Consider the following 25,343-nt stretch of genomic DNA (forward strand, 5'->3'; position numbering starts at 1 on the left):
GTGGAGTACGAAGAACGAGCTACCGGTAATTAAATCGTCCGTTTTATTGGGGGAACCTCAGAGTCGCGTGGGTGTGGTGATCTGCTGGAACAGCGGGCCGCGACGTTGACAACCAGGTCACAAGTACCTGTATACAGCGACTCCGACCCCGATGGATTGAGGGGTCGGAGTCGCGCGGGTGTGGTGATTTGCTGGAACAACGGGCCGCGACGTTGACGACCAGGTCAAATGTACCTGTAGACAGCGACTCCGACCCCGATGGATTCTGGAACAGCGGGCCGTGACGTTGGCGACCAGGTCAAAAGTACCTGTAGACAGCGACTCCGACCCCGATGGATTGAAATGCATCTGTAGGCAGCGACTCCGACCTCGCTGAATCCAATTCACTCCGCGACCTTCGCGTCTCGGCGCCTCTGCGTTGAGCTGTTAAAACCCATGCAGATATGGACATCGCATTACACCTGATCCATCCTACTGGTTCGCTTATAAAAACGCAGACGGTTGGCATTGGTGACCACCGTTACAGAAGACATGGCCATTGCAGCGCCGGCGACCACCGGGTTGAGGAGGATGTCCATGAGCGGGTAAAGTACGCCAGCAGCCACGGGGATGCCGAGACTGTTATAGACAAAGGCACCGAACAGGTTCTGGCGGATATTGCGCACCGTCGCCCGCGAGATACCAATCGCATCACTGACGCTCTGTAGTGAACCGCGGATCAGTGTCACATCAGCGCTCTCAATGGCAACATCGGTACCGGTGCCAATAGCAAAACCCACATCCGCCTGGGCCAGGGCCGGGGCATCATTAATGCCGTCACCCACCATGCCGACGATTTCACCCCTCTTCTGCAGGGCGATGACCTGGGTGGCCTTGTCCTGCGGCAGGACCTCGGCAAGCACCGTATCGACGCCGACCTGTTTTGCTACCGCCTCGGCCGTGGCACGATTGTCACCGGTCAGCATGACCACATGTAAACCCAGTTGATGCAGCTTATCAATCGCAGCTTTTGAATCTGCCTTTATCGGGTCACTGACCGCGATAATGCCGACGGCCTGTCCGTCGATGGCAAGGAACATCGGCGTCTGGGCCTGGCCCGCCATGTCCGCCGCCATATTTAACAACTCGTCGAGATCGATGTTGCGGCTTTCCATCAGGCGCTGGTTGCCAAATAAAAGTGTTTTGCCGTCAAGCGTTGCCCGGACACCCTGACCGGTGATGGCCTCGAAGCCCTCGACCTCCTGTAAATCCAGTGACCGCTCCCTTGCTGAAGTCAGGACAGCCTCGGCCAGCGGGTGCTCGGAACCCCGTTCCAGGCTGGCGGCCATCGTCAACAGGTCAGACTCTGTATGCTCACCCAGGACCTTTATCGCCGTTACCTGTGGACTGCCCGCCGTGACCGTACCGGTCTTGTCGAGGACCACCGTGGTTAGCCGGCCGGCCTGTTGCAGGGCATCACCGTTGCGGATCAGGATGCCGAATTCGGCGGCCTTGCCAACGCCGACCATGATCGAGATCGGTGTCGCCAGACCCAGAGCGCAGGGACAGGCAATGATCAGCACCGTCATGGTGACGACCAGCATGTAACTGATCTTCGGATCCGGGCCGACGTTATACCAGGCCAGGGCTGTCACTACGGCGATGATTAACACCGTTGGCACAAAGATGGCCGAGATACGGTCGGCGAGGCGGCCGATTGCCGGTTTGGAATTCTGGGCGGTACGCACCATGTCAATGATCTGCGCGAGCATGGTCTCGCTACCGATCTTCTTCGCCTGCATGAGGAAACTGCCGGTCTTGTTCAGGCTGCCACCGACCACCTCGTCGCCTACCTGTTTACTCACGGGAATGGGTTCGCCGGTAAGCATCGACTCATCGACACTGGAATGACCGTCGATGAGTACACCATCGACCGGGATCTTTTCCCCGGGCCGCACCCGCAGGGTTTCTTCCAGGCCGACTTCTTCGATGGGAATGTCCGACTCTTTGCCGTCACGGATCACACGCGCAGTTTTTGGCTGCAACCCGATAAGGCGCTTGATCGCCTCCGAGGTCTTGCCGCGCGCACGCATCTCGAGTGCCGAACCAAAATTGATCAGGGCGATGATAATGGCTGCCGCTTCAAAGTAGACATGCTGTGCTGAAAGCGGCACGAGGGACGGCCAGAGGCTGATCAACATCGAATACAACCAGGCGCTGCCTGTACCCAGTGCGATCAGGGTATCCATGTTGGCGTTATGATTCCGAAAGGACTTCCATGCCCCCTTGAAGAAATTTCTGCCCGAGTAATAGAGCACAAACAGGGTGATCAGGCCAACACCGATCCAGAAAGGCTGGTGTCCGGCAAGATCAGGCATTTTACCCAGCAACCCGGAGATAAACAGCGGCCCACCAACCACTGCCGCGACCAGGCTCTTGCGAATGAACTGCCGGAACTGCACATATTCCCCGGCCTCTTTGCTCTCGGCATCCTCGGCAGTCTTTAACTCGGCCGCCTCGTAACCGGCATCGGCCACGGCCTTAATCAAGGCGTCCACGGCAACATTACCCTGCACCTCAGCGGTATGCTCGGCAAAGTTCACACCCGCAGCGTCAACGCCGGCGACCTGTTGCAGTGCCTTTTCCACGCTCGCCACGCAACCGGCACAGCTCATGCCGCCTATAGACAGACGTATAGTTTTCGGTTTAGTCATAATGGTATGTAAATAACGTTTGCCCTGATAAGAGGCGACAGTGGAATGACGGCGTGATGATAATTGACCTGCCCTCTTCGGCAAGGCACAGGTCCGGGCAATACGCTGTCGCCGCCACGGCAAGCACAATAACGGCGATGGCTAGGCCGGCACAGCAGGATAACCGGCATCGGTGACCGCTTTCGCCAGCACCCCGGCATCGGCCTGGCCGGTGATCACGGCGCTGGCATTATCGAGGCTGACCTCAACCGACTCGACGCCGGCCTGTGCTCGCAGGACCTGCTCGACAGTCGCCACGCAACCACCGCATTTCATACCTGATATGCTGAGCCTTGTCTCGGCCATGACATTTTCTCCCGGTTGATTATTTCAAGGCGTCACGCACACGTTCTAGCTTTTCCTTTACCTGGCCGGCGAGTGCTTCAACTTCCGGGCGGTTAACCAGCTGCAGGACAGCGGCCGGGTCCATGAAGGCCACGGTAACAGAGCCATTCTCTTCTTCACGTACCAGCACGTTACAAGGCAGCAACAGACCGATATCCGGTTCGGCATCGATGGCCTGGTTGGCGAGTCCCGGGTTACAGGCACCCAGGATGGTATAGGGACGCTTGTCGATATCGAGTTTCTTTTTCAGGGTGGCCTTGACATCGATCTCGGTCAAGACGCCGAAACCTTCCTTTTGCAACTCTTCGGTGACGCGAGTGATTGCATCGTCAAACTTGTCCGTAACTGTGACTGAAAAACCGTACATATCGTTCTCCTGAAAAATATTGAAAATAATGAGGCAGATGCCAGACCTGCAAGTGTACCGCCTCGGACGAGAGACTCAATGCCTAATCGTCCTTGCCGCCTTTTCCTGTCAACAAACTCACGATGACAAGGATAATCAAGCCCCAGAACAGCAGGCCAAATCCCCAGTGCCCCAGACCAAAAGTAAACCAGATGCTGTCATGCATAATATTTCTCCTTCATTGTTTACGTTTACGTGCCCGTTGATCGATGTCATACCATGCTGCATAGGCCTCGTCGGGCCATTGCGACTGAAACCAGGCAATCACGGCATTGATGTCCGCGTCGCTGAGCTTGTCCTTCCAGGCAGGCATACTGCCGCCGATAGCCTGCGTGCCGTGGCGAATCGTATAGCGCAGGGCTCTTAGCGGGTGATGCCAGGTATGCCCGCCGCCTGTCAGCGGCGGCGGCGGAAAGCGGTCATCAGCATCACGCTGTCGCCAGTTCGGCGCGCCTTCACCCTTGACGCCATGACAGGCCGCGCAATTCTGCTCGTAGACCTCGGCACCACGCCTTAACTGCGCGATGTCAAAATTACGTGCAGGCACCGCAGGCTCCTGTGTTGGCGGTGTCGCAGGCTGTTGTGCTGTCTCATTTTTAGCGTCGTTGGCGGGTTGACCGCAGGCCACCAACAGCACACTGGCCGCGATGACTATAACCATTTGTCTCATATCTTTGCCTCTTCAAGTCCACGCCGCTTCCAGACCAGGAAGACGGCCGGGATGACCACCAGGGTCAGCAAGGTGGCGGTAACCATACCCCCGACCATGGGTGCCGCAATGCGGCTCATGACCTCGGAGCCGGTCCCCCCACCGAGCATAATCGGCAGCAGGCCGGCAATGATCGCCGCCACGGTCATCATGATCGGGCGTACGCGTAACAGCGCCCCTTCGATAACCGCCTCGCGTAATTCAGCCAGGCTCATGACGCGACCGGCATCAATAGCCTGGTTCCGTTTCTGGTTGTAGGCGATATTGAGGTAGACCAGCATGAGCACGCCGATCTCGACCGCCACCCCGGCGAGAGCAATAAAGCCCACGCCAACGGCTACCGAGAGATTGTACTCCAGCAGGTAGAGTAACCAGCCGCCGCCGACCAGCGCGACAGGCAGGGTCCCCATAATAATGAATACCTCGATGAAGTTCCTGAAGTTCAGATACAACAACAGCATGATAATGGCCAGCGTCAATGGCCCGACAATGGTCAGCTTGTTGATGGCCCGTTCCATGTATTCGTACTGACCCGACCAGCTGATCGAATAACCGGCCGGCAGCTTCACACCATTGGCTACGGCAAGTTTGGCCTCATTCACATAGGAGGCAATATCACTGCTATCGATCGAGACATAGATCCAGCCATTCAGGCGTGCATTTTCACTCTTGATCATAGCCGGGCCACCTTCGATCTCGATACTCGCGACTTGTGATAGCGGCACATGCGCGCCCATCGGTGTTACCAGTGGCAGGTTACGGATCTTCTCCAGCGAGTCACGCACACCCTGCGGGTAACGGATATTCACCGGGTAACGCTCCAGGCCTTCCACTGACTGGGTGACGTTCAGGCCGCCGACCGCGGTACTGACGACATCCTGGATATCCATGATGTTCAGTCCCAGGCGGGCACTGGCAACGCGATCAATATCTATCGTGACATAACGGCCACCGGCAACGCGCTCGGCATACACTGAGGCGGTTCCCGGTACCTTATTCATAACCGCCTCGATGTCCTTGCCGATATCCTGGATCACATTCAGGTCAGGGCCGGCGACCTTGATACCGATCGGGGTCTTGATACCGGTTGCAAGCATATCGATACGCACCTTGATCGGCGGTAGCCACGAGTTGGCCATGCTCGGGTATTTCACAAGACTATCCAGCTCCCGAACGATATCTTCGCGCGTCATTCCTTCACGCCATTGCTCTTCCGGTTTTAACTGAATGATGGTTTCGATCATGGTCAGTGGTGCCGGGTCGGTCGCGGTATCGGCACGCCCGACCTTGCCGAATACCGATTTCACTTCAGGCAGGGTACGGATCAATTTGTCAGTCTGCTGCAGGATTTCGCCGGCCTTACCAATCGATACGGCAGGAAAGGTTGACGGCATGTATAACAAATCGCCTTCATCCAGTGTCGGCATGAATTCGCCCCCCAGTTTCGTGACCGGCCAGATACCGATGACAGTTATCAGCAGGCCTGCCAGCAGCACTGATTTGGGTCGCCGTAAGACAAAGTTAATCACCGGTTTGTAGGTGGCCACCAGCACACGGTTCACCGGGTTCTTGTGCTCCGGCGTGATGTGCCCACGAATTAACAAACCCATGAGCACCGGCACCAGCGTGATCGACAATGCCGCCGCCGCCGCCATCGCATAGGTCTTGGTATAGGCCAGCGGCGCGAACATCCGCCCCTCCTGCGCCTCGAGGGTAAACACCGGCAGGAAGCTCAGGGTAATAATCAAGAGCGAGAAGAATAACGGTGGGCCGACTTCCGAGGCGGCATCACCCATGATCCGCCAACGGTTCTTGTCGGTCAGTTCTTCTTTCTCGAGGTGCTTGTGCACATTCTCGACCATGACAATCGCCGCATCGACCATCGCCCCGATCGCAATGGCAATGCCGCCAAGCGACATGATGTTGGCGTTAATGCCCTGTGACTCCATGACGATGAAGGCCGCCAGAATGCCGACCGGCAAACTGATAATAATCACCAGTGCGGAGCGGAAGTGAAACAGAAACAGGGCACACACGAGGGCCACAACGATAAACTCTTCAATGAGTTTGTAATTGAGATTACTGACTGCCCGTTCAATCAGGGAGGAACGGTCATAGGTCGTGACAATCTCGACACCCGCCGGTAAGCCGCTCTGCAACTGCCTGAGCTTATCCTTCACACCCTGGATCGTGGTCAGGGCGTTTTCACCAAAGCGCATAATGATGATGCCGCCAACGACTTCACCCTCGCCGTTGAGTTCAGCAATCCCCCGCCGCATCTGTGGACCAATGCGAATATCGGCAACATCCTTGAGCAGGATTGGCGTGCCCTGCTCGTTCATGCCCAGCGGTACACTTTCCAGATCCTCGACACCCGTGATGTAGCCGGTGGCGCGTACCATGTACTCGGCCTCGGCCATCTCGATCACTGCGCCCCCGACCTCCTGATTGGCACGCTGGATCGCATTTTTCACCCTGGCCAGCGGAATGTTATAGGCGCGTAACCGGTTCGGGTCGAGCACAACCTGGTACTGGCGCACCATGCCGCCGATCGTGGCGACCTCGGATACTCCCGGCACGGTCTGCAACTCGTATTTCAGGAACCAGTCCTGCAGACTGCGCAACTGGGCAAGGTCATTCTTGCCGGTGCGATCGACCAGCGCATATTCATAGATCCAGCCCACACCGGTAGCATCCGGCCCCAGTGCCGGGCGTGCCTGCCGGGGCAGGCGCGATTCGACCTGGCTCAGGTATTCGAGCACCCGCGAGCGCGCCCAATATGGGTCAGTGCCATCCTTGAATATGATGTAGACATACGAATCACCGAAGAAGGAATAGCCGCGCACCGTGACCGCGCCCGGCACCGACAACATGGCCGTGGTCAGGGGATACGTCACCTGGTCCTCGACCACCTGCGGAGCCTGCCCCGGATAAGTCGTCTTGATGATGACCTGTACGTCGGACAGATCCGGGATCGCGTCAAGCGGGGTCTTCTTGACCGCATACACACCCCAGCCAATCAACATGGCGGTCAACAACAGGACCAGGAAGCGGTTGGCAATAGACCATCTGATTATTTTTCCGATCATAGCCGCGCCCCTTATTCCGCAACCGGGCGGATGGCTTCGATAATATAGGTATCGTCTTTCTCAACCATATCGAATTCAATCACCTGCCCCGGCTGCAAGCCCTCCAGGCTCACCGCCTCATCAACGCGAAAGTCCATGGTCATGTCCGGCCAGCCCAGCGCGGGAATCGGTTCATGCGACACATTGATCTTTTTCTCATCCGGCATAAGTTCACGCAACACGCCCTTGCCGGTGATGGTTTTTGAATCCGGCATGTTCTCTTGCATATCCATATCGGTCTGCGTTTCCGGCTCACTCATGCGGTTCAGGCCGGCCTTGATGCTAGCCTCGGAGTCGAGCAGGAACTGCGCCGAAGTCACCACTTCTTCATGACCCTTGAGCCCTTTCCGAATTTCAACACGCCCACCGGATTCTATACCGCTGACCACATCGCGGGGGACAAAACGGCCTTCACCAAGACTGATGATGACGCGTTCGCCTTCACCGGTACGGATCAGGGCCTCGCGCGGGATGCTCACCACATCCTGTTCCGCGCCACCGAAAACTGTGACATTGACGAACATGTTCGGTTTCAGGGATTCATCGGGGTTTTCAAAACGCAGACGTGCCCGTAAGGTGCGCGTCTTCGGGTCAAGACTCGGGTAGACGTATTCCACCGTGCCTTCCCAGGTGCGTCCAGGCAGGTAAGAGACGGTGATCTCGGCGGGTTTACCCGCTTTCACCCAGTTGGCCTGACGCTCGAAGACCTCGACCTGAATCCAGATAGTGGACAGGTCAGCGAGGGCCATTATTTCCATCTGCGGTTTGACGAACATGCCTTCGCGCGCATTGAGTTTGGCGACAATGCCATCCTGGCTGGCGCGTATCTTAATCAGCTGTTCGGCCTTCCGGGTCTTTTTGATCATGTCGATCTGTTGCTCGTCAACACCGAGTGCACGCAGGCGGTCATGTGACGCGGCCAGCAAGCGCTGGTTATTACTCCGCAGGGCCTGCAGGTATTCATCCTGGGCATTGACCAGTGTCGGCGAGTACAGTTCGAACAACAGGTCGCCTTTTTTGACACGCGCACCTTGCGACTTCACAACAAGCGTGTTGATCCAGCCTTCGGTCCGCAGGTGCACATGGCTGATCCTGTTCTCATCAAAGTCAACATAACCGACCGTATCAACGCGCTTCCAGAGTTTTCCACGCTCGGCTTTTGCTGTTCTTACGCCCAGATTTTGAACAATCGCCGGTGAGATGGTAATGGCGTTATCATCGCCGCCTTCCTCACCGTAGAACGGGATCAAGTCCATACCCATCGGTGACTTGCCCGGACCCTCCTGACGAAAGTTAGGGTCCATTGGTGCGACCCAATAAAGAATCTTTTTCTCTTTTGGTTTCTCGGCTTCTTTTTCGACCAGTGTCATACCGCAGATCGGGCAGTTGCCCGGTTCATCCTGCACAATGTTCGAGTGCATCGGGCAGACATACTTCGGGTCGAAGTGTTTCTCCGCATGTTCGATGGCCGTTTCCTCCTGCATGCCGTCAGCAGCCGGTGCCTGGTCGCTGCTATCACAGGCCACCAGTGAAACAGACAGCGCTATGGCACTGATCAGTAATGTGTATCGCTTTATCATTGTGTGCATTATTCTTCTCCAGCCAGGTAAAGCAGGCGCGCCTGCGCCTTGGCGGCATCAACATGGATGCGCATTGCCTTGAGGTGAGTCTCCAGTTCAGTGATCTTTGCCCGCATCAGGGTCGGGAAATCAGTTGCATCATTCTGGTAAGCCAGTAAAGAGGCTTCGCTGTTTGCTGTGGCCTGGCCGATCAGCGTCTGCCGATAACGTTGCAGTCGCTGGGACAGGCGCTGCCAGGTCACGTATTCCTTTTCAAGCTGGCTCTGCATGGCGCGCAACCTGTCATCGTATTGCAACCTGGCCGCACCCTCACGGTGCTGCGCGGCGGCCAGGCGACGATCCTGGCGTTTGTTCGTAAAGATAGGCAGATCGAATGTCACCGTTGCCGCGAGCAAGTCTGCCCGCTCCGAACCATCCATGTTATTCCCGTTCCTCGCTCCGTAATCGATACCGACAGTCCAGGCAGGTTTGTAGGCCTCACGGGCGAGAGAAACATTTTTCCGGTTCGTATCGATATGGGCCTGTTGTATGCGCAGGGCCGGGTGTTGGGGCAGGCTTGCCTGAAGCCGGGCCAGGCTCGGCGGTTCAGGCAGCCGCGGGATGTCATCCGGTAGTTCGCGTTGTGCATCGGCACCGAGCCATTTTGCCAGGGCGGCACGGGCAGTCTCCTGCTTTTGCCGGATATCGGTAAGGCGATCCTCAAGCAGGCCAAGTTCCAGATCGGCACGCAGCACATCCTGCTGGTTGCGCCGGCCGGCGGCATACTGCGACTCGGTAATATCAAGCATCTCGCTGAACAGGCGCTTGTTGGCCGCGACAATGCGTTCGGCACGCCGCCAGTAAAACGTCTCGTACCAGTTTGCCCGTACATCGCGTCTCAGTTTGCGCGTTTCATCCGCTACCCTGGCGCGTTCGCCACCTGCCTGAACGCGGGTCCGCTGGTTGCGCAGTTCCAGCGTGTCGCCGCGCGGAATCGCCTGCTGCACACCGAAGCGTAATTGCGCCATGGGTTCCTGCTTCCGGTCGAATGTATCGGTAGGGAAATTGAACAGGCTGACTTTCGCCTTCGGGTCGGGCAACTGGCCATCGGCAATCGCCGCCTCATCCAGCGCCTGCGCCGTAGCATCGATATTACCGAGCATCGGGTCGCCCTGTATGGCAAGCTGCTCGGCCTCTTCCAAAGACAGGACATCGGCATGGGCGGGCAGGCTATTCGCCATCAAGCCAATGGCAATGAGCAGGCTGATGAGCTGGTACAGCCGCAAACAGCGGGTACGATTGGTAAACATAATCTTGACTCCACAACAAAACACGAATCATGCCGCGAACGGCATTCGCTTTGTTACACGTATGACAACGTGTAATCGTTATGAAGTCAGGCTTTGGGAGGACGGAACTCGGTGTGCTGGACGATACCGTGAATCGACGTCGTCAGCGCATCGACTGAAGACTCAGGGCTTGTCGGGACAAACTGGAAGATACTGTTGATGCCGGGGCTGATATGGGCACTGGCACAACTGACCTTGCATTGCTCGGGACATTCGCAGTTATCCTGCCCCATGCTGTGATCCATGCTTGCCGCATCATGCTGCATATCATGGCCGGCATGCATATCCATCATCTCGCACTTCATCCCGGCATCGTCGAGCACTGCGATCTCGGCCGCGACAAACTGTAACGGGGCCACCAGCAGGGATAACATCAACCAGCAATGTGCGAAAAATCTCAGCATAATAATCTTAATATACCATCCAAAAAGGGACTGTACAGTCTAACGAGCAACTTTTCTGACTCCGGCTCCTGCCACAAGTTCCGTTCAGGCCTGTCCGGCTATAGCTCCAGCTCATCGAGGCCCGTCTCCATGTCACCATGATTGAGGCGGATGCGCGTTTTGACATTGCCCGGTGAGTTGGCGTTTCTCAGAGCCTCAGCGGTGCTCACCTTGCCCTCAGCATACAGGTCATAGACGGCCTGATCGAAGCTTTTCATGTTCTTGTCGCCACTTTCATCCATGGCCTTCTTGATCTTTTCCATTTCGCCATGCTGTATCAGGTCAGAAATATGCGGCGTGTTCAGCATAACCTCTACCGCCGGCAGGCGTTTGCCATCCTTCCCCGTAAGCAGCCGCTGCGAGACGATTGCCCGCAGGTTCAGTGACAGATCCTCATAGAGCTGCCGGTGCGCGCTGTCCGGGAAGAAATTCAGGATACGTTCCAGGGTCAGGTAGGCATTGGTCGCGTGCAGGGTGGCGATGCACAGGTGGCCGGTTTGCGCATAGGCCATTGCTTGCTGCATGGTCTCCATATCGCGGATTTCACCGATCATAATCACGTCCGGGGCTTCGCGCATGGCGTTTCTCAGTGCATGTGCATAGCTGCGGGTATCGGTACCCACTTCACGCTGATCAATCACTGACTGCTGATGTTCATGCATGAACTCAATCGGATCCTCAATGGTCAGAATGTGTCCGGTCCGGGTCTTGTTCCGGCGGTCAATCATCGAGGCCAGCGTGGTTGACTTGCCGGAACCGCTCGAGCCCACCACCAGGATCAAACCTCGCGGCTCCATGATGAGTTCATTAAGAATGTCCGGCAGGTTGAGTTCAGCGATTGTCGGGATAGCCGTCTTGATACGGCGGATCACCATGCTGACTTCGCCGCGCTGCCTGAAAACATTGACGCGAAAACGGCCAACCCCGCTTGCTGAAAAGGCCAGGTTCATTTCAAACTCAGCCTCGAATTCCTGAATTTGATCCGTGGACATAATGCTGTAGGCCAGGGTCTTGACGTCGCCGGGCTGCAGGCGGCTTTCGGTAAGCGGATTTAGCAGGCCTTCGACTTTTGCATTCACCTGGGCGCCGACGCTGAAGAACAGGTCTGATGCTTCCATATCCACCATGACTTTAAGGAAGGATTCGAGGTTCATAATTATTACCTTTGCTGGCCGGGAAGGCCCTTACACATTGACGATACGCTATCCGTTCGTATTCATAAACGTCTATACTATGTCCGCAGCAACGGGTACTGCAGAATCTTGCCAGACTCCTCCAGCACGAAGTCCTTGAAGGCCCGTGCCACGGGAGACAGGCGCTTGCCCTTGCGCTGGACAATATACCAGTGTCGCAAAATCGGGAACGACTCCACATCCAGAACCACCAGGCGCTGCATCTCCAGTTCCAGCTCCAGCGTGTGCAGGGAAACAATTCCCAGGCCCAGGCCGGCCTGCACAGCCTGCTTGATGGCCTCGTTGGAACTCATTTCCATCGCTGTCGTCAGCTGCGCACGCTTTTCAGCAAAAAACCGCTCCATGGCGATCCGCGTGCCCGAACCGGGTTCACGCATGATAAAGGTCTCTTCCTGCAGGCGCTGGATCGTGATGGCCTTCTTCCCGGCCAGCGCGTGATCCGGGGGCGCAATCACGACCAGCGGATTTTCCATGAAGGCCTCGGCTTCCAGTTCCAGCTTTTGTGGCGGCAACCCCATAATGACCATATCCGAGTCATTGGCCTCGAGGTGTGAAATGAGGCCTTCGCGATTCGTCACATCCAGGTTTACGGTGACCGCCTCGTGGCGGGCACTGAAAACGGCCAGCAAGCGGGGGGCGAAATAATTCGCCGTACTGGCGACAGCGATCATCAGGCGCCCGCGCCGCACCCCTTTCAAATCCTCGAGAATCTGTTCCGTCTCGTCAAGCTGGTTATCGACAATCCTGCTGGCCTGATACAGTTCATGCCCAGCTTCGGTCAAAAAGATCTTTTTCCCCAGTTGCTCGAACAGGGCAATGCCAAGGTTGCTCTCTAATTGCTTTATTTGCATGGAGACACCGGGCTGTGACAGATATAATTCCTCGGCCGCGCGGGTATAGCTCTTGAGTCGCCCCACCGCTTCAAAAACACGCAATTGGCGTAATGTGACATTCATGATTTGCCGCCTATAACCATAAGTATTTACTTATCGTTTCAATCAAAACTTATGAGTGTTAATTATGCACTATTGGGCATATATTTCCCAGCCTCAGGTAGTGGAGAGAAAAATAACCTTAAGAATTAATGGTTTATTTTGCCAAAAGGTGCGCCGAACCGCGCCACCTTGTCCACCAGAGACACTGTTTTTTTATCGACCATCAGGAGGCCTACCATGGCTACAAAAGGTTATAGCGCGGGTGTAAAAGAATACCGTGAAACATATTGGATGCCCGATTACACACCAAAAGACACCGATCTTCTGGCCTGTTTTAAAATCACCCCCCAGGAAGGCGTGCCGCGTGAAGAAGTCGCTGCTGCTGTTGCCGCTGAATCTTCAACCGGTACCTGGACCACGGTCTGGACTGACCTGCTGACTGACCTGGATTATTACAAGGGTCGTGCCTACGCCATCGAAGACGTACCCGGTGATGACACCTGCTTCTACGCATTCGTTGCTTACCCAATCGACCTGTTCGAAGAAGGCTCGGTTGTCAACGTACTGACCTCACTGGTCGGTAACGTATTCGGCTTCAAGGCCCTGCGTGCCCTGCGCCTGGAAGACATTCGCTTCCCGGTTGCCTACGTTATGACCTGTAATGGACCGCCCCAGGGTATCCAGGTTGAACGTGACCTGCTGAACAAATACGGTCGTCCTCTGCTGGGTTGTACCATCAAGCCCAAGCTCGGCCTGTCTGCGAAGAACTACGGTCGCGCCTGTTATGAAGGTCTGCGTGGTGGTCTGGACTTCACCAAGGACGACGAAAACGTCAACTCACAGCCGTTCATGCGCTGGCGTCACCGTTTCGACTTCGTTATGGAAGCCATCCAGAAGGCCGAGGCCGAAACCGGCGAGCGTAAGGGTCATTACCTGAACGTTACTGCCCCGACCGCCGATGAAATGATGCGTCGTGCTGAATACGCGAAAGAAATCGGCGCGCCGATCATCATGCATGACTACCTGACCGGTGGTCTGTCTGCCAACACCCAGCTCGCTCAGTGGTGTCAGAACAACGGCATGCTGCTGCACATTCACCGCGCCATGCACGCCGTGCTTGACCGTAACCCGCACCACGGTATCCACTTCCGCGTACTCACCAAGGTTCTGCGTCTTTCTGGTGGTGACCACCTGCACTCCGGTACGGTTGTGGGCAAGCTGGAAGGCGACCGCGATGCAACCCTGGGCTGGATCGACATCATGCGCGATTCATACATCAAGGAAGACCGTTCACGCGGTATCTTCTTCGACCAGGATTGGGGCGCCATGCCAGGCGTGATCCCGGTTGCTTCCGGTGGTATCCATGTATGGCACATGCCTGCACTGGTTAGCATCTTCGGCGATGATTCCTGCCTGCAGTTCGGTGGCGGCACACTGGGTCACCCATGGGGCAACGCTGCTGGTGCGGCTGCCAACCGTGTTGCGGTTGAAGCCTGTGTTGAAGCACGTAACGCTGGTCACGAACTTGAGGTCGAAGGTAAGGAAATCCTTACTAATGCTGCCAAGCACAGCCCGGAACTCAAGATGGCCATGGAAACATGGAAAGAAATCAAATTCGAATTTGATACGGTTGACAAGATCGACGTCGCGCATAAATAAGCGACTTGTTATTGATCATCAGCGGCAAGGTGCCCGATTTTATACCCGGTACCTTGCCGCACGATCCAGTCATACGAATTTAAATTTTTTGGAGTAAATCACTATGAGTGAAGTACAAGATTACAATTCAAGCCTGAGCGATGCTGCCCAGAGCCGTAAATATGAAACCTTTTCCTACCTGCCGCCTTTGAGCAAGGAATCAACACGCGCACAGATCCAGTACATTGTTGATAAAGGCTGGAACCCGGGTATCGAACACACTGAACCGGAAAATGCACGTAGCAACTACTGGTACATGTGGAAACTGCCAATGTTCGGCGAAACCGATGTGGATGCTATCCTGGCTGAACTCGAAGCCTGCCACAAGGCACATCCGGACAACCATGTTCGTCTGCTGGGCTTTGATAACTTTGCACAGTCCGCAGGTACGGCAATGGTAGTTTACCGCGGTAAGTCAGTTTAGTTCCGCAGGGTAATATGATGCATAAAGCCCCTGCCCAACAGAATACGGACAGGGGCTTTTTTTTTGCACCGACAATTAAAAGTCACAAACGACATTAACTGGAATAACCAATGAGCAAACCAAATAAGTACGTAGGCATCAATAATGATCTCAATGGAGGCATGACGACCATTGGCAAGATTATTCGTGATGCGTGGGTATTTGGCCTGATACCAGAATCTGAAACATGTGAAGGCTGGAATCTGGCCCAGATTGACGGGCTGTTACAGAAAGTAAATGCTGAATGGGACAAGTATGGTTGTCTGGTCAGTCACCTGCCTGAAGACTTGCGTCGCCGTCATGAAGAATTCCATGACGCAGCCATTGCCAATGCCAGGGCGGTGGGCTGGAGTGGTGAAGTTGAAACCGATGATGAAAAATGATGGCTGTGGTTAGCCCTATATTGCAAAGAGGTGAGATATGTCTTCTATAGATATTGCACAATACAAAATTCAAACAGAGCCTTACTACCAGACGGTTGCAGATGAAACTGCCTTGTACGAAGCCGCTTACGAGGTGCGCATGCCGATGATGCTGAAAGGCCCGACCGGCTGTGGCAAATCCCGTTTTGTCGAGTACATGGCATGGAAACTCGGCAAACCGCTGATTACCGTTGCCTGTAATGAAGACATGACAGCCTCTGACCTGGTCGGTCGCTTCCTGCTCGATAAGGAAGGTACCAAGTGGCAGGATGGTCCTCTCACCACGGCTGCGCGTCTCGGCGCCATCTGTTATCTCGATGAGGTCGTCGAGGCCCGCCAGGACACCACGGTAGTCATTCACCCGCTGACTGATCACCGCCGGACATTGCCACTCGACAAGAAAGGCGAACTCATTGAGGCACACCCTGATTTTCAACTGGTGATCTCCTATAACCCCGGCTACCAGAGCCTGATGAAGGACCTGAAACAGTCCACCAAGCAACGCTTTGGGGGCCTGAACTTCGACTACCCGGAAGAAAAAATCGAAACCGAGATCGTGGCCAGGGAATCAGGGATTGATAGCGATACCGCCCACAAGCTGGTGCAGATTGCCCACCGGGCCCGCAACCTTAAAGGTCATGGCCTGGATGAAGGTATCTCCACCCGCCTGCTCGTCTATGCGGGAAACCTGATCAATAAAGGTGTGGAACCGGTCGCCGCCTGTAGCATGACCATGGTGACGCCGCTGACCGATGACCCAGACATGCGCGATACCCTGAACGCCGCTGTACAAACGTTTTTTGGTTAACACACGACCCGGAGAGGCGAAGACGGCAAGCGCATATAACCGTTCCTGTGATTTTGTCTTCGCGTGCTGAACATCTTGACGTTAGAGATTGTTATTAAATGTCGATAAAACTTGAAGATTACGAAGACCAGCTGCAAGACGCGGCACCAGAGATCCGGGACGTACTTGAGGGTACGTTCTCGGAAGCCTCCCATGTCATGTCGCCCGCTGGCCTGCAGAATTACCTGGATGGCGCCAAAAGCCTGTGTGGTCTGGGGCGTGGCACGGATCTGGTGGTTTCTTACCTGCAGAATATGCCCCTCGTGGTCAAGGAGTGCGGTGAAGATATCATCACCGACTGCATTACTGCAGCCATGAAACTGGCCTCAATGACCTCGGGCGAAGTCATCTCGCTGCTGTTCAGCAGCTTGCCAACGGCCTCTCGCCGTCTTGGTGATGCTGAACTGCTCCGCGGCTACCTGACATTGATCCATCAGCTATCTTCAACCGCGTCACGTGGCGTACGCCCGATGCTTAACCACATCGATGAGCTGTTATCGAAACTGACCCTGAGTGGTCTGCGCCGCTGGGCAAACTTTGGCGCCCAGGCTTATCGCCGTGATTTTAATAATCTAACGTCTTATTTCAATCTGGAGTCACAAGACAGCCTGGCAATGCTGCAAAAAGAACGCCGTGGCACCTTGTTTATTGATGTCCAGCGCAAACTGAATTTCTACCTGCGCGCACTCTGGGCCCGGGATTTCTTCCTGCGCCCGACCGGCGCCGACTACACCGACTTTCGCCCCTATATCGAGGCGCACATTGTGCACATGCCGGACGCAGTCGATGCCGTAGGCGAGGTCTCCGGCCTGGAGCTGTACCGGGCCACGGCCGCACACATGGCTGCACATATCTGTTATACCACTGCGCCGATTTCAACCGAACAGCTGAGCCCCGCGCAAATGTTCTTTATCGGCTTTATTGAAGATGCCCGTATCGAATACAAAGCCATTCAGGAATTCCCCGGCATGAAGAAACTCTGGCATGCACTTTTGAATGAAGAAGCCGAAGACGATGTAGAGCATCCCACCATGCGTGTCCTTGAGCACGTCGCCCTGATGTTGCTGGATTCATCGGTGAAAAGTGATGACCAGGAACTGAACCGCTTCTGCGAAGACTTCCATGCACGCATTGACGAGGAACAGGACAATAACCAGTTCTCCTGGCACCAGGGGCTGGAGCTGTTTAACCTGTTTTCGAGCCGCAAAGCCGTGCCCAGCCTGCGTATCCTGGAACGTATCGCCATACACTACCGTGATGACAATCGCTTTATCTGGGAATTCGAGGAATTCACCTTCGATACCATGAACGAGTATATTTCCACCCATCAGCGCCAGGTACGCAAGACCGTGAGTGTTGTGGAAATGGCCAACGAGGTTGACTGTGAACTGGCCGGTGACGATGCGCAGGAAATCTGGACCTGTGAAACAGAAATGTTTCCTTACGAAGACGATCTTGAGACCACCAAAAGCTTCAATGAAATGTGGGGTAAGGAAGCCATCTCTGAACCTTTCCACTATCCGGAATGGGATTACCAGATTCAATTACACCGACCCGACTGGGTGAGCGTGTACGAACGTCGCCAGCCCAAGGGCGATCCCGTCATGATCGAAAAGATCCTGGCGGAGTACAAGCCAATTGCTCACCGTATCAAGCAGATTATTGACCTGCTCACACCTGAAGGGGTTCAGCGGGTACGCAATATGGAAGATGGTGACGAGATCGACATCAATGCCGCCATCGATGCCATGATTGCCATTCGCATGGGCGAACAGCCCAATACGCGGATCACGATGCGTAATGTATTAAAGAATCGTGATCTGTCTGTCGTGGTGCTGATGGACCTCTCGGAATCGACCAATGAGAAGATCGGTGGGTCGGACAAGACCGTACTGGAACTCACCCGCGAGGCCGCCACCCTGGTTGCCACCGCAATCGATGGTATCGGTGATCCCTTCGCCCTGCACGGCTTCGCCTCTGATGGTCGTCATGACGTGCAGTACTACCGTTTCAAGGACTTTACCCAGCACTTTGATGATGATGCCAGGTCGCGCCTGGCCGGTATGCAGGGTGGTTTATCGACTCGCATGGGCGCAGCCATGCGCCATGCCGGCCAGCACCTGTTAAAACAACCAGAGCGGCGGAAATTGTTACTGCTTGTGACTGATGGTGAGCCGGCGGACATTGATGAGCGGGATCCGCAACACCTGCGTCACGACACCAAAAAGGCCGTGGAAGAACTCTATAGCAAGGGTGTCCTGTCCTATTGCCTGACGCTCGACCCGAATGCCGACAGTTACGTGAAACGTATTTTCGGTGCGAATAACTACACGGTCATTGACCACGTCGATCGTCTGCCAGAGCAATTGCCGGTCCTGTTTGCCAGCCTGACCGCCTGAACAGGCCGGTAGCAGGTCCGGGGATCTCCCTCAAAACGGTCGCATTTGGCTCTCTATTCCTCCCCCTTCATACCTTGATCGGCTGCCCGCGAGTATTTTTATCTCCCTGGGCACGTCAGCATGCACCGCATAACCTGCATTAACCTTATGGTATATATAAGCATTTTATAACCATAAGCAAATACTTATAGTAACGATGATATTTACTTATTTCTATTGATGCACAAACTCCCCTAGGATTGCCCCTCGATTTTATAGTCATATATTCGACACGGTAATAACGCAGCGTGGCGCTTGGTTATTGCCCGGCAAGCAGAGTGAATACCAACCTGTACCACCGTATCGCTCGCAGCTAATGATTTTACCCGTAACCCCAAGGAGTCCTTAAATGGCTTTATTAGATCAAACAGGCCGTTATTCTGACCTGAGCCTGAACGAAGAGAACCTGCTTGCCGATGGCAAACACATTCTCGTTGCCTACACCATGGAGCCAGCCGAAGGCCATGGTTACCTGGAAGCAGCCGCTCACTTCGCAGCCGAATCTTCAACCGGTACCAACGTTGAGGTTTCAACGACCGATGACTTCACCAAGGGTGTAGATGCCCTGGTTTATGAAATCGATGAAGCCAAGGGCATCATGAAGATCGCTTACCCGAACGAATTGTTCGATCGTAACGTCATCGACGGCCGCGCCATGATCGTCTCGTTCCTGACTCTCGCCATCGGCAACAACCAGGGCATGGGCGACATCAAGAACTCACAGATGTTCGACTTCTACATTCCCCCTAAAATGCTGCAACTGTTTGACGGCCCGGCAATGGACATCTCTGACATGTGGCGGATTCTGGGTCGTCCAATTAAAGACGGTGGTTACATTGCCGGGACAATCATCAAGCCCAAACTGGGTCTGCGTCCAGAGCCATTCGCTGATGCTGCATACCAGTTCTGGCTTGGCGGTGACTTCATCAAAAACGACGAACCACAGGGTAACCAGGTCTTCTGTCCAATGAAGAAGGTTATACCTCTTGTTGCAGATGCCATGAAGCGTGCACAGGATGAAACCGGTGAAGCCAAACTGTTCTCTGCCAACATCACGGCTGACGATCACCACGAAATGTGTGCCCGTGCTGACTACGTGCTGGAAACATTTGCTGAAGATGCTTCTCACGTCGCCTTCCTGGTCGACGGTTATGTTGGTGGCCCGGGCATGGTTACCACTGCACGTCGCAACTACCCGGGACAGTACCTGCATTACCACCGCGCCGGTCATGGTGCCATCACTTCACCTTCATCCAAGCGTGGTTACACTGCTTATATCCTGGCCAAGATGTCACGTCTGATGGGTGCCTCCGGGATCCACGTCGGCACCATGGGTTATGGCAAGATGGAAGGCGATGCATCTGACAAGATTATTGCTTACATGATCGAACGTGATGAATGTCAGGGTCCTGTCTACTACCAGAAATGGTATGGCATGAAGCCAACTACCCCGATTATCTCTGGTGGCATGAACGCGCTACGTCTGCCCGGTTTCTTCGAGAACCTCGGCCACGGTAACGTCATTAACACCTCTGGTGGTGGTGCTTACGGTCACATCGACAGCCCGGCAGCGGGTGCAAAATCCCTGCATCAGGCCTACGAATGCTGGAAGCAAGGTGCCGACCCCATTGAGTACGCGAAAGAGCATAAGGAATTCGCACGTGCATTCGAGTCATTCGAGCATGATGCCGATGCCCTGTACCCGGGCTGGCGTGACAAGCTGGGCGTACACAAATAAATATGCTGAAAAGGCTGGCTGAAATGCCGTTGCTACGCGTTCTTGTACCTGACGCATACCAGTCAGCCTGACTAAAAAGCCCCTGCATGCAGGGGCTTTTTTTCCAACCACCTAACCCGGATAAAAAATCACTATTCCAGAATTTATTGCAGGCTTTAAACGAGAAATTAATTCTGGAATGGTTATCACGATACAGGACGAGACCAATGAGCAACCCGGATCAGAAAATCGATATCGAACAATACAAGATCGAAAACGAACCGTATTACGAGCCGCAGGACAAGGAAGTCTCTTTATACGAGGCGGCGTATAAAACGCGTATGCCGGTAATGATCAAGGGTCCTACCGGTTGCGGTAAGTCACGCTTTATTGAACATATGGCCTGGAAACTGCAAAAGCCGCTCATCACTGTTGCCTGTAATGAAGATATGACGGCTTCTGACCTGGTGGGTCGTTACTTGCTTGATGCGGATGGTACACGCTGGCTGGACGGTCCCTTAACCACCGCCGCACGCATTGGTGCAATTTGTTACCTGGACGAGATTGTTGAGGCCCGACAGGACACCACGGTTGTGATCCATCCCCTGACTGACCACCGTCGCACTCTGCCCCTGGATAAAAAAGGCGAACTCATCAATGCTCATCCCGATTTCCAGCTGGTTATCTCCTACAACCCGGGTTACCAGAGCCTGATGAAGGATTTGAAACAATCAACCAAGCAACGTTTCACGGCAATGGACTTTGACTACCCGGCTGCCGGCGTTGAAGCGACTATTGTTGAAAAAGAAACAGGTATCGATGCCGACACCGCCATGAAACTGGTCAAGATCGGCGGCACCGCACGCAACCTGAAAGGCCACGGTCTGGATGAAGGGATCTCAACGCGCTTGTTAACCTATGCCGCCACCTTGATAATCAATGGTGTTACGCCTGTTGACGCCTGTCGCATGGCACTGGTTCGCCCGATTACGGATGATGTCGATATTCGCAGTACATTAGATCACGCAATTGATGCCGTCTTTGCCTGATTCATGATGCCCATACCGGAACAGCAGAACTTATCATGAGTCTGGCAGGCCCCGACAAGAAAATCAGCACTGAAATCAGTGCTGAAATGCAGGCATTCAGGGAACAATTGAAGTGCGGCTTCAAGGATCTTGATGACATCTTTGTTGACTGTATGTCAGGTGCGCTCGCCGTGCTGAGCACGAATGGCATCAAGGCTTATCTGGAGGGCGCGTCATTAATATGCATGATCGGTCGTGGCTTTGAGCCCGTCCTGGTCTATCTCGAAGAAATGCCCGGGATTGCACAGCGACTCGGTGAAGCAACCCTGTCGATGGTTTCGAAAACCGTCTGGGATATGTCCCGAACACCTAACGGCAAGGCCATTCCTCCCTTTTTGAACACGCTTGCCGAGGCGGCACGCCGCCTCGGTAGCGAAGAGCAACTACAACATTATGTCGAAATCCTTCAGGACATGATGGAGCGCACCACCGGCTCCGTGCACGGTTTCCATACCAGTATCCCCAGCCCCGGCCTGCCGGATCTGTTGAACCAGATGCCCTACCTGCTCAGCGAACTGTCCCTGGAAGGAATCAGAAACTGGATTGATTACGGCATCAGCAACTACAGCAGCAACCCGGAACGACAAAAAGATTATTTTTGCCTGCAGTCAGCTGATAGTAAGGCGATCTTGAGCCGTGAACGGCATGGCACCCTGTTTATCGATCACGAGCGCAAGCTTGATTTATACCTGCAGGCACTTTGGGCACAGAAGTCTTCTCTTCTGCCCTATTCCAATGCCTTTGACCAGTTACGTAAACCCATCCCCTATTACGACAAACTGGGCATTCGTGTTCCGGATGTGTTTGATGATAAGGATGGTGTTACCGGCATAGATCGCTACCGTGCCGTACTCGCGCATATCGCCTCCCACCAGCGCTGGACCACGGCCATTGTGGCCGATAACTTCAGCCCTTTTCAGCGTATCGCCATTGAGACACTGGAAGACTCGCGGGTCGAATACCTGGCCATGCGGGACTACCCGGGCCTGAGAAAAATACTCTTGTCCCTGCATCCGGCACCCGCGGAGGATGCCTGCGACCCGACAGAGGAATCCTGTATTCGCCACCGTCTCGCCATGTTGTCTTACGGCATTCTGAACCCGCAACACGGATACAAGAATTCTGACCTGCTTGATTGCATCGCCGCCTTCAACGACCTTATGCAGCAGGTTGAGACGCAGACAAAGGACATTGTCCAGCTGGCCATCTCCTATATTGCCAGGACCCGTCTGCAGTCCGATCAGTCACCCCGCATGCACTTCAAGGATACCGAGATCGATTACAGGGATGACAATCGCCACATGTGGGTGTTCATTGAAGAAGGCGATGAAGAAGAGGCATTCGAGGACAATCGTGACGCTGCACCCAAAGAAAGCGAATTTGACGGCCTACCACCCCGTCACTATAAGGAATGGAATTACAAGACCATGACTTATCGTCCTGACTGGGTAAGTCTTTACGAGACCCTGCACCCGTCAGGCAACGCAGCCGATATTGATAAGGTTCTGGATAAACATGCCGGCCTGGCCAAACAACTCAGGCATATTCTGGATATGCTGAAACCCCAGCAATATGTGCGCGTACGCTACCAGGAAGAAGGCAGTGAACTCGATCTGGATGTGGCAATCCGCTCCCTGATCGACTTCAAGAGCGGCGCCCAGCCTGACCCGCGTATCAACATGAGCCACAAGCACGATGGTCGTGACATTGCAGTCATGCTATTACTGGATCTGTCAGCTTCCCTGGCCGACACCCCGGAAGGTTGTACACAGACTATTTTACAACTCAGCCAGGAGGCCGTCGCCTTACTGGGCTGGTCGATTGAACACCTCGGTGACAAATTTGCCATTGCCGGCTTTTCATCAAACACCCGGCATGAGGTCCGCTACCAGCACATCAAGGGGTATAGTGAACACTGGAATACCGATGTCAAGGCGCGACTGGCGGCAATGACTGCCGGTTACTCCACCCGAATGGGCGCGGCAATGCGGCATGCCTCTCATTACCTTGGCGCCCAAAAGGCCGATAAGAAATTGTTGCTGGTGTTGACCGATGGCGAGCCATCAGACATTGATGTTGATGACCCGCAACTGCTCATAAAGGATGCGCATAAGGCAGTACAGGAACTGGATCAGGAAGGCATCTATACCTACTGCATCAACCTTGATGCCAATGTAAAACCGGGCGAGGATGATTATGTTACCGGCATTTTCGGTAACCACTATACTATAATTGATAAAATTGAACGTTTGCCGGAGAAACTGCCCAAGTTGTTCATGGCACTGACCGGCTAGTTAACAACCTGATTCCCGGCAAGCCGCAAATAGACGAGCATGCTCATGAAAAACATCATCACCGCCTTGATCGAGTTCAGTTTCAGGGGCAAAAAATTTGCGCCCACGCTTACGCTTGAGCTCGACAGATACATGCAAGCGCATGGCCGCCTGCCCAATCTCTACCCGCTCATTGCTACCGAAAATCATATCGACCATTACTCCTATGAATACGAAATGATGCAAGTCGAGCCGATTAAAATTGCGTATGCAGAAGGCCTTGTTGTGGACTTTGTTGTCGAGGGCTCCCTGGCGACCAGCGAATTTGAGCAAGCCTGGCGAGAACAGGCCACCCTTGCCGGCATAGAGAGTATCGTTAGAAAAAACATGAGTATCAACGATCTACAAGAACATCCCGGACTGAAGGAAACGCTTTTGGAAGTCTACCGATTGGGCGCAAACACCCCCCGCACCAGCTAGGCCCGACTATACGACTCAGCGCCCGGTTCGCTTATTCTTCTGTAGAATTGTGCTAAAATTCAGCCTGTTAATTTACTACTCCCACTTATATTCCGGAAAACCATGAGCATGCAGGACACCCCACAACGTAACCCTTCCCTGGCCGTCATGGCCCAGTTGATCTTCTGGAGCCGCTGGCTGCAGGCACCGTTATACCTTGGTCTGATCGTGGCCCAGGGTGTCTACGTGTTCCTGTTCCTGAAAGAGCTGATACACCTGGTGGCAGATGCGAACACCTTTACAGAGACGCAGATCATGCTCATGGTCCTCGGCCTGATTGACGTCGTCATGATTGCGAATCTGCTGATTATGGTTATTATCGGTGGCTATGAAACCTTTGTCTCGCGCCTGAACCTGAAGGAACATCCCGATCAACCACAATGGCTGTCACACGTAAATGCCACCACCATGAAGATCAAGCTGGCCATGGCCCTGATCGGTATCTCCTCCATTCACCTGCTCAAGACCTTCATCAATGCAGAGCAAATGGATAATGATACGATCTACTGGCAAGTCGTTATCCACCTGACCTTCATCGTTTCCGCGATTGCCATGGCGATCACAGACTACATCATGAACAAGAGTATTGCCGTGGCACACGCTCATGAACACTGAGTAACAGGGGTATTTTGTCAATAATGTATGATCGTCTCGATGCAGTCCCGGTTTACGCGCTACGCCAGGGCAAGGTGAAGGCGATGCATTACAACCATGTACAATTGGCACTCAAGCGCCTTGGTGAAGAAATACGCATGCCTATTCCCGGGCTCAAGCACCTTGACCTGATTTTGCAAAAGAATGCCTGGATCATTGTTGACCGGGTACTTAATGATGTCCCGGTCGTCGCCTGGACGGATTTTGCGACCAGGGAACGCAGCAGCCTCCATGAAGATATCCCCTGCCAGATAAAGCATTATCATGCCAACGCGGTGATGATTATGAACCGCTCTCTGGATGCCATGGAAATGCTGTTAAGTGAAAAACTCCCGGAAATGCTGCCTGACGAACTCTCGGATGTGTTGCCCTTCAGAAAGAAAGATGACTGATACAATTATTGATTTGAATCGTCAGCCACCATC

At 54.3% G+C, this 25,343-nt stretch carries 22 protein-coding genes; 11 read left to right on the forward strand and 11 right to left on the reverse strand.

Translation table 11 applies throughout. The annotated features are described in order from the left end of the window. Positions 1-455 precede the first annotated feature (455 nt). The 11 genes from RQ738_RS00710 to RQ738_RS00760 form a co-directional block, all read right to left on the reverse strand. Entirely contained in the window at positions 456-2,693 is a 2,238-nt protein-coding gene (locus tag RQ738_RS00710; RefSeq protein WP_314161455.1) for a heavy metal translocating P-type ATPase, read from the reverse strand. Positions 2,694-2,834: 141 nt separating this feature from the next. After that, complete coding sequence (locus RQ738_RS00715; RefSeq protein ID WP_314161456.1) at positions 2,835-3,038, reverse strand: heavy metal-associated domain-containing protein; 204 nt, start codon at positions 3,036-3,038, stop codon at positions 2,835-2,837. 19 nt (positions 3,039-3,057) lie between these two features. Beyond that, on the reverse strand, positions 3,058-3,444 hold the full coding sequence (locus RQ738_RS00720; RefSeq protein WP_314161457.1) for a DUF302 domain-containing protein: 387 nt from the start codon (positions 3,442-3,444) through the stop codon (positions 3,058-3,060). Between the two features lie 82 nt (positions 3,445-3,526). After that, complete coding sequence (locus RQ738_RS00725) at positions 3,527-3,649, reverse strand: hypothetical protein (RefSeq protein ID WP_314161458.1); 123 nt, start codon at positions 3,647-3,649, stop codon at positions 3,527-3,529. 12 nt (positions 3,650-3,661) lie between these two features. Beyond that, a complete protein-coding gene (locus RQ738_RS00730) occupies positions 3,662-4,153 on the reverse strand; it encodes a c-type cytochrome (RefSeq protein WP_314161459.1) in 492 nt (163 codons plus the stop codon). Beyond that, complete coding sequence (locus RQ738_RS00735) at positions 4,150-7,281, reverse strand: efflux RND transporter permease subunit (protein WP_314161460.1); 3,132 nt, start codon at positions 7,279-7,281, stop codon at positions 4,150-4,152. Before RQ738_RS00735 ends, RQ738_RS00730 begins: the two co-directional genes overlap by 4 nt. An 11-nt stretch (positions 7,282-7,292) precedes the next feature. Next, the gene (locus tag RQ738_RS00740; RefSeq protein WP_314161461.1) at positions 7,293-8,909 is read right to left on the reverse strand and encodes an efflux RND transporter periplasmic adaptor subunit; all 1,617 of its coding nucleotides are present in this window, start codon (positions 8,907-8,909) and stop codon (positions 7,293-7,295) included. Then, positions 8,909-10,189 carry a TolC family protein gene (locus RQ738_RS00745; protein WP_314161462.1) on the reverse strand — a complete coding sequence of 427 codons (1,281 nt, stop codon included), beginning with the start codon at positions 10,187-10,189 and terminating at the stop codon, positions 8,909-8,911. The genes RQ738_RS00740 and RQ738_RS00745 overlap by 1 nt, the downstream gene beginning before the upstream one ends. A gap of 86 nt (positions 10,190-10,275) precedes the next feature. Beyond that, positions 10,276-10,632 (reverse strand): hypothetical protein, encoded by a 357-nt coding sequence (locus RQ738_RS00750; RefSeq protein ID WP_314161463.1) that lies wholly within the window; start codon positions 10,630-10,632, stop codon positions 10,276-10,278. Positions 10,633-10,730: 98 nt separating this feature from the next. Continuing rightward, on the reverse strand, positions 10,731-11,825 hold the full coding sequence (locus RQ738_RS00755) for a PilT/PilU family type 4a pilus ATPase (protein WP_314161464.1): 1,095 nt from the start codon (positions 11,823-11,825) through the stop codon (positions 10,731-10,733). Between the two features lie 77 nt (positions 11,826-11,902). Then, a complete protein-coding gene (locus tag RQ738_RS00760; protein WP_314161465.1) occupies positions 11,903-12,820 on the reverse strand; it encodes a LysR family transcriptional regulator in 918 nt (305 codons plus the stop codon). A 216-nt stretch (positions 12,821-13,036) separates the two neighbouring features. On the opposite strand from RQ738_RS00760, the gene RQ738_RS00765 reads away from it, so the two are divergent. The 11 genes from RQ738_RS00765 to RQ738_RS00815 all read left to right on the forward strand — a co-directional run bounded on the left by RQ738_RS00765 (position 13,037) and on the right by RQ738_RS00815 (position 25,310). Next, positions 13,037-14,458 (forward strand): form I ribulose bisphosphate carboxylase large subunit, encoded by a 1,422-nt coding sequence (locus RQ738_RS00765; protein WP_314161466.1) that lies wholly within the window; start codon positions 13,037-13,039, stop codon positions 14,456-14,458. A 103-nt stretch (positions 14,459-14,561) separates the two neighbouring features. Then, positions 14,562-14,921 (forward strand): ribulose bisphosphate carboxylase small subunit, encoded by a 360-nt coding sequence (locus RQ738_RS00770; protein ID WP_314161467.1) that lies wholly within the window; start codon positions 14,562-14,564, stop codon positions 14,919-14,921. 110 nt (positions 14,922-15,031) lie between these two features. Further along, entirely contained in the window at positions 15,032-15,343 is a 312-nt protein-coding gene (locus RQ738_RS00775) for a hypothetical protein (protein WP_314161468.1), read from the forward strand. 37 nt (positions 15,344-15,380) lie between these two features. Beyond that, positions 15,381-16,190, forward strand: coding sequence for a CbbQ/NirQ/NorQ/GpvN family protein (locus tag RQ738_RS00780; protein ID WP_314161469.1), 810 nt, complete (start codon positions 15,381-15,383; stop codon positions 16,188-16,190). 98 nt (positions 16,191-16,288) lie between these two features. Further along, the gene (locus RQ738_RS00785) at positions 16,289-18,628 is read left to right on the forward strand and encodes a nitric oxide reductase activation protein NorD (RefSeq protein WP_314161470.1); all 2,340 of its coding nucleotides are present in this window, start codon (positions 16,289-16,291) and stop codon (positions 18,626-18,628) included. 388 nt (positions 18,629-19,016) lie between these two features. Further along, complete coding sequence (locus RQ738_RS00790) at positions 19,017-20,405, forward strand: ribulose-bisphosphate carboxylase (protein ID WP_314161471.1); 1,389 nt, start codon at positions 19,017-19,019, stop codon at positions 20,403-20,405. A gap of 206 nt (positions 20,406-20,611) precedes the next feature. Then, complete coding sequence (locus tag RQ738_RS00795; protein WP_314161472.1) at positions 20,612-21,433, forward strand: CbbQ/NirQ/NorQ/GpvN family protein; 822 nt, start codon at positions 20,612-20,614, stop codon at positions 21,431-21,433. Between the two features lie 35 nt (positions 21,434-21,468). After that, positions 21,469-23,766 carry a nitric oxide reductase activation protein NorD gene (locus RQ738_RS00800; protein ID WP_314161473.1) on the forward strand — a complete coding sequence of 766 codons (2,298 nt, stop codon included), beginning with the start codon at positions 21,469-21,471 and terminating at the stop codon, positions 23,764-23,766. 45 nt (positions 23,767-23,811) lie between these two features. Continuing rightward, positions 23,812-24,225, forward strand: coding sequence for a hypothetical protein (locus tag RQ738_RS00805; protein ID WP_314161474.1), 414 nt, complete (start codon positions 23,812-23,814; stop codon positions 24,223-24,225). A gap of 102 nt (positions 24,226-24,327) precedes the next feature. Continuing rightward, positions 24,328-24,879: a TIGR00645 family protein gene (locus RQ738_RS00810; RefSeq protein ID WP_314161475.1), complete on the forward strand. Its 552-nt coding sequence runs from the start codon at positions 24,328-24,330 to the stop codon at positions 24,877-24,879. 23 nt (positions 24,880-24,902) lie between these two features. Further along, on the forward strand, positions 24,903-25,310 hold the full coding sequence (locus tag RQ738_RS00815; protein ID WP_314161476.1) for a hypothetical protein: 408 nt from the start codon (positions 24,903-24,905) through the stop codon (positions 25,308-25,310). The last annotated feature ends 33 nt before the right edge of the window (positions 25,311-25,343 follow it).

Origin of the sequence: Sulfuriflexus sp. (assembly GCF_032250955.1) — a bacterium.
Lineage (GTDB): Bacteria > Pseudomonadota > Gammaproteobacteria > AKS1 > AKS1 > Sulfuriflexus.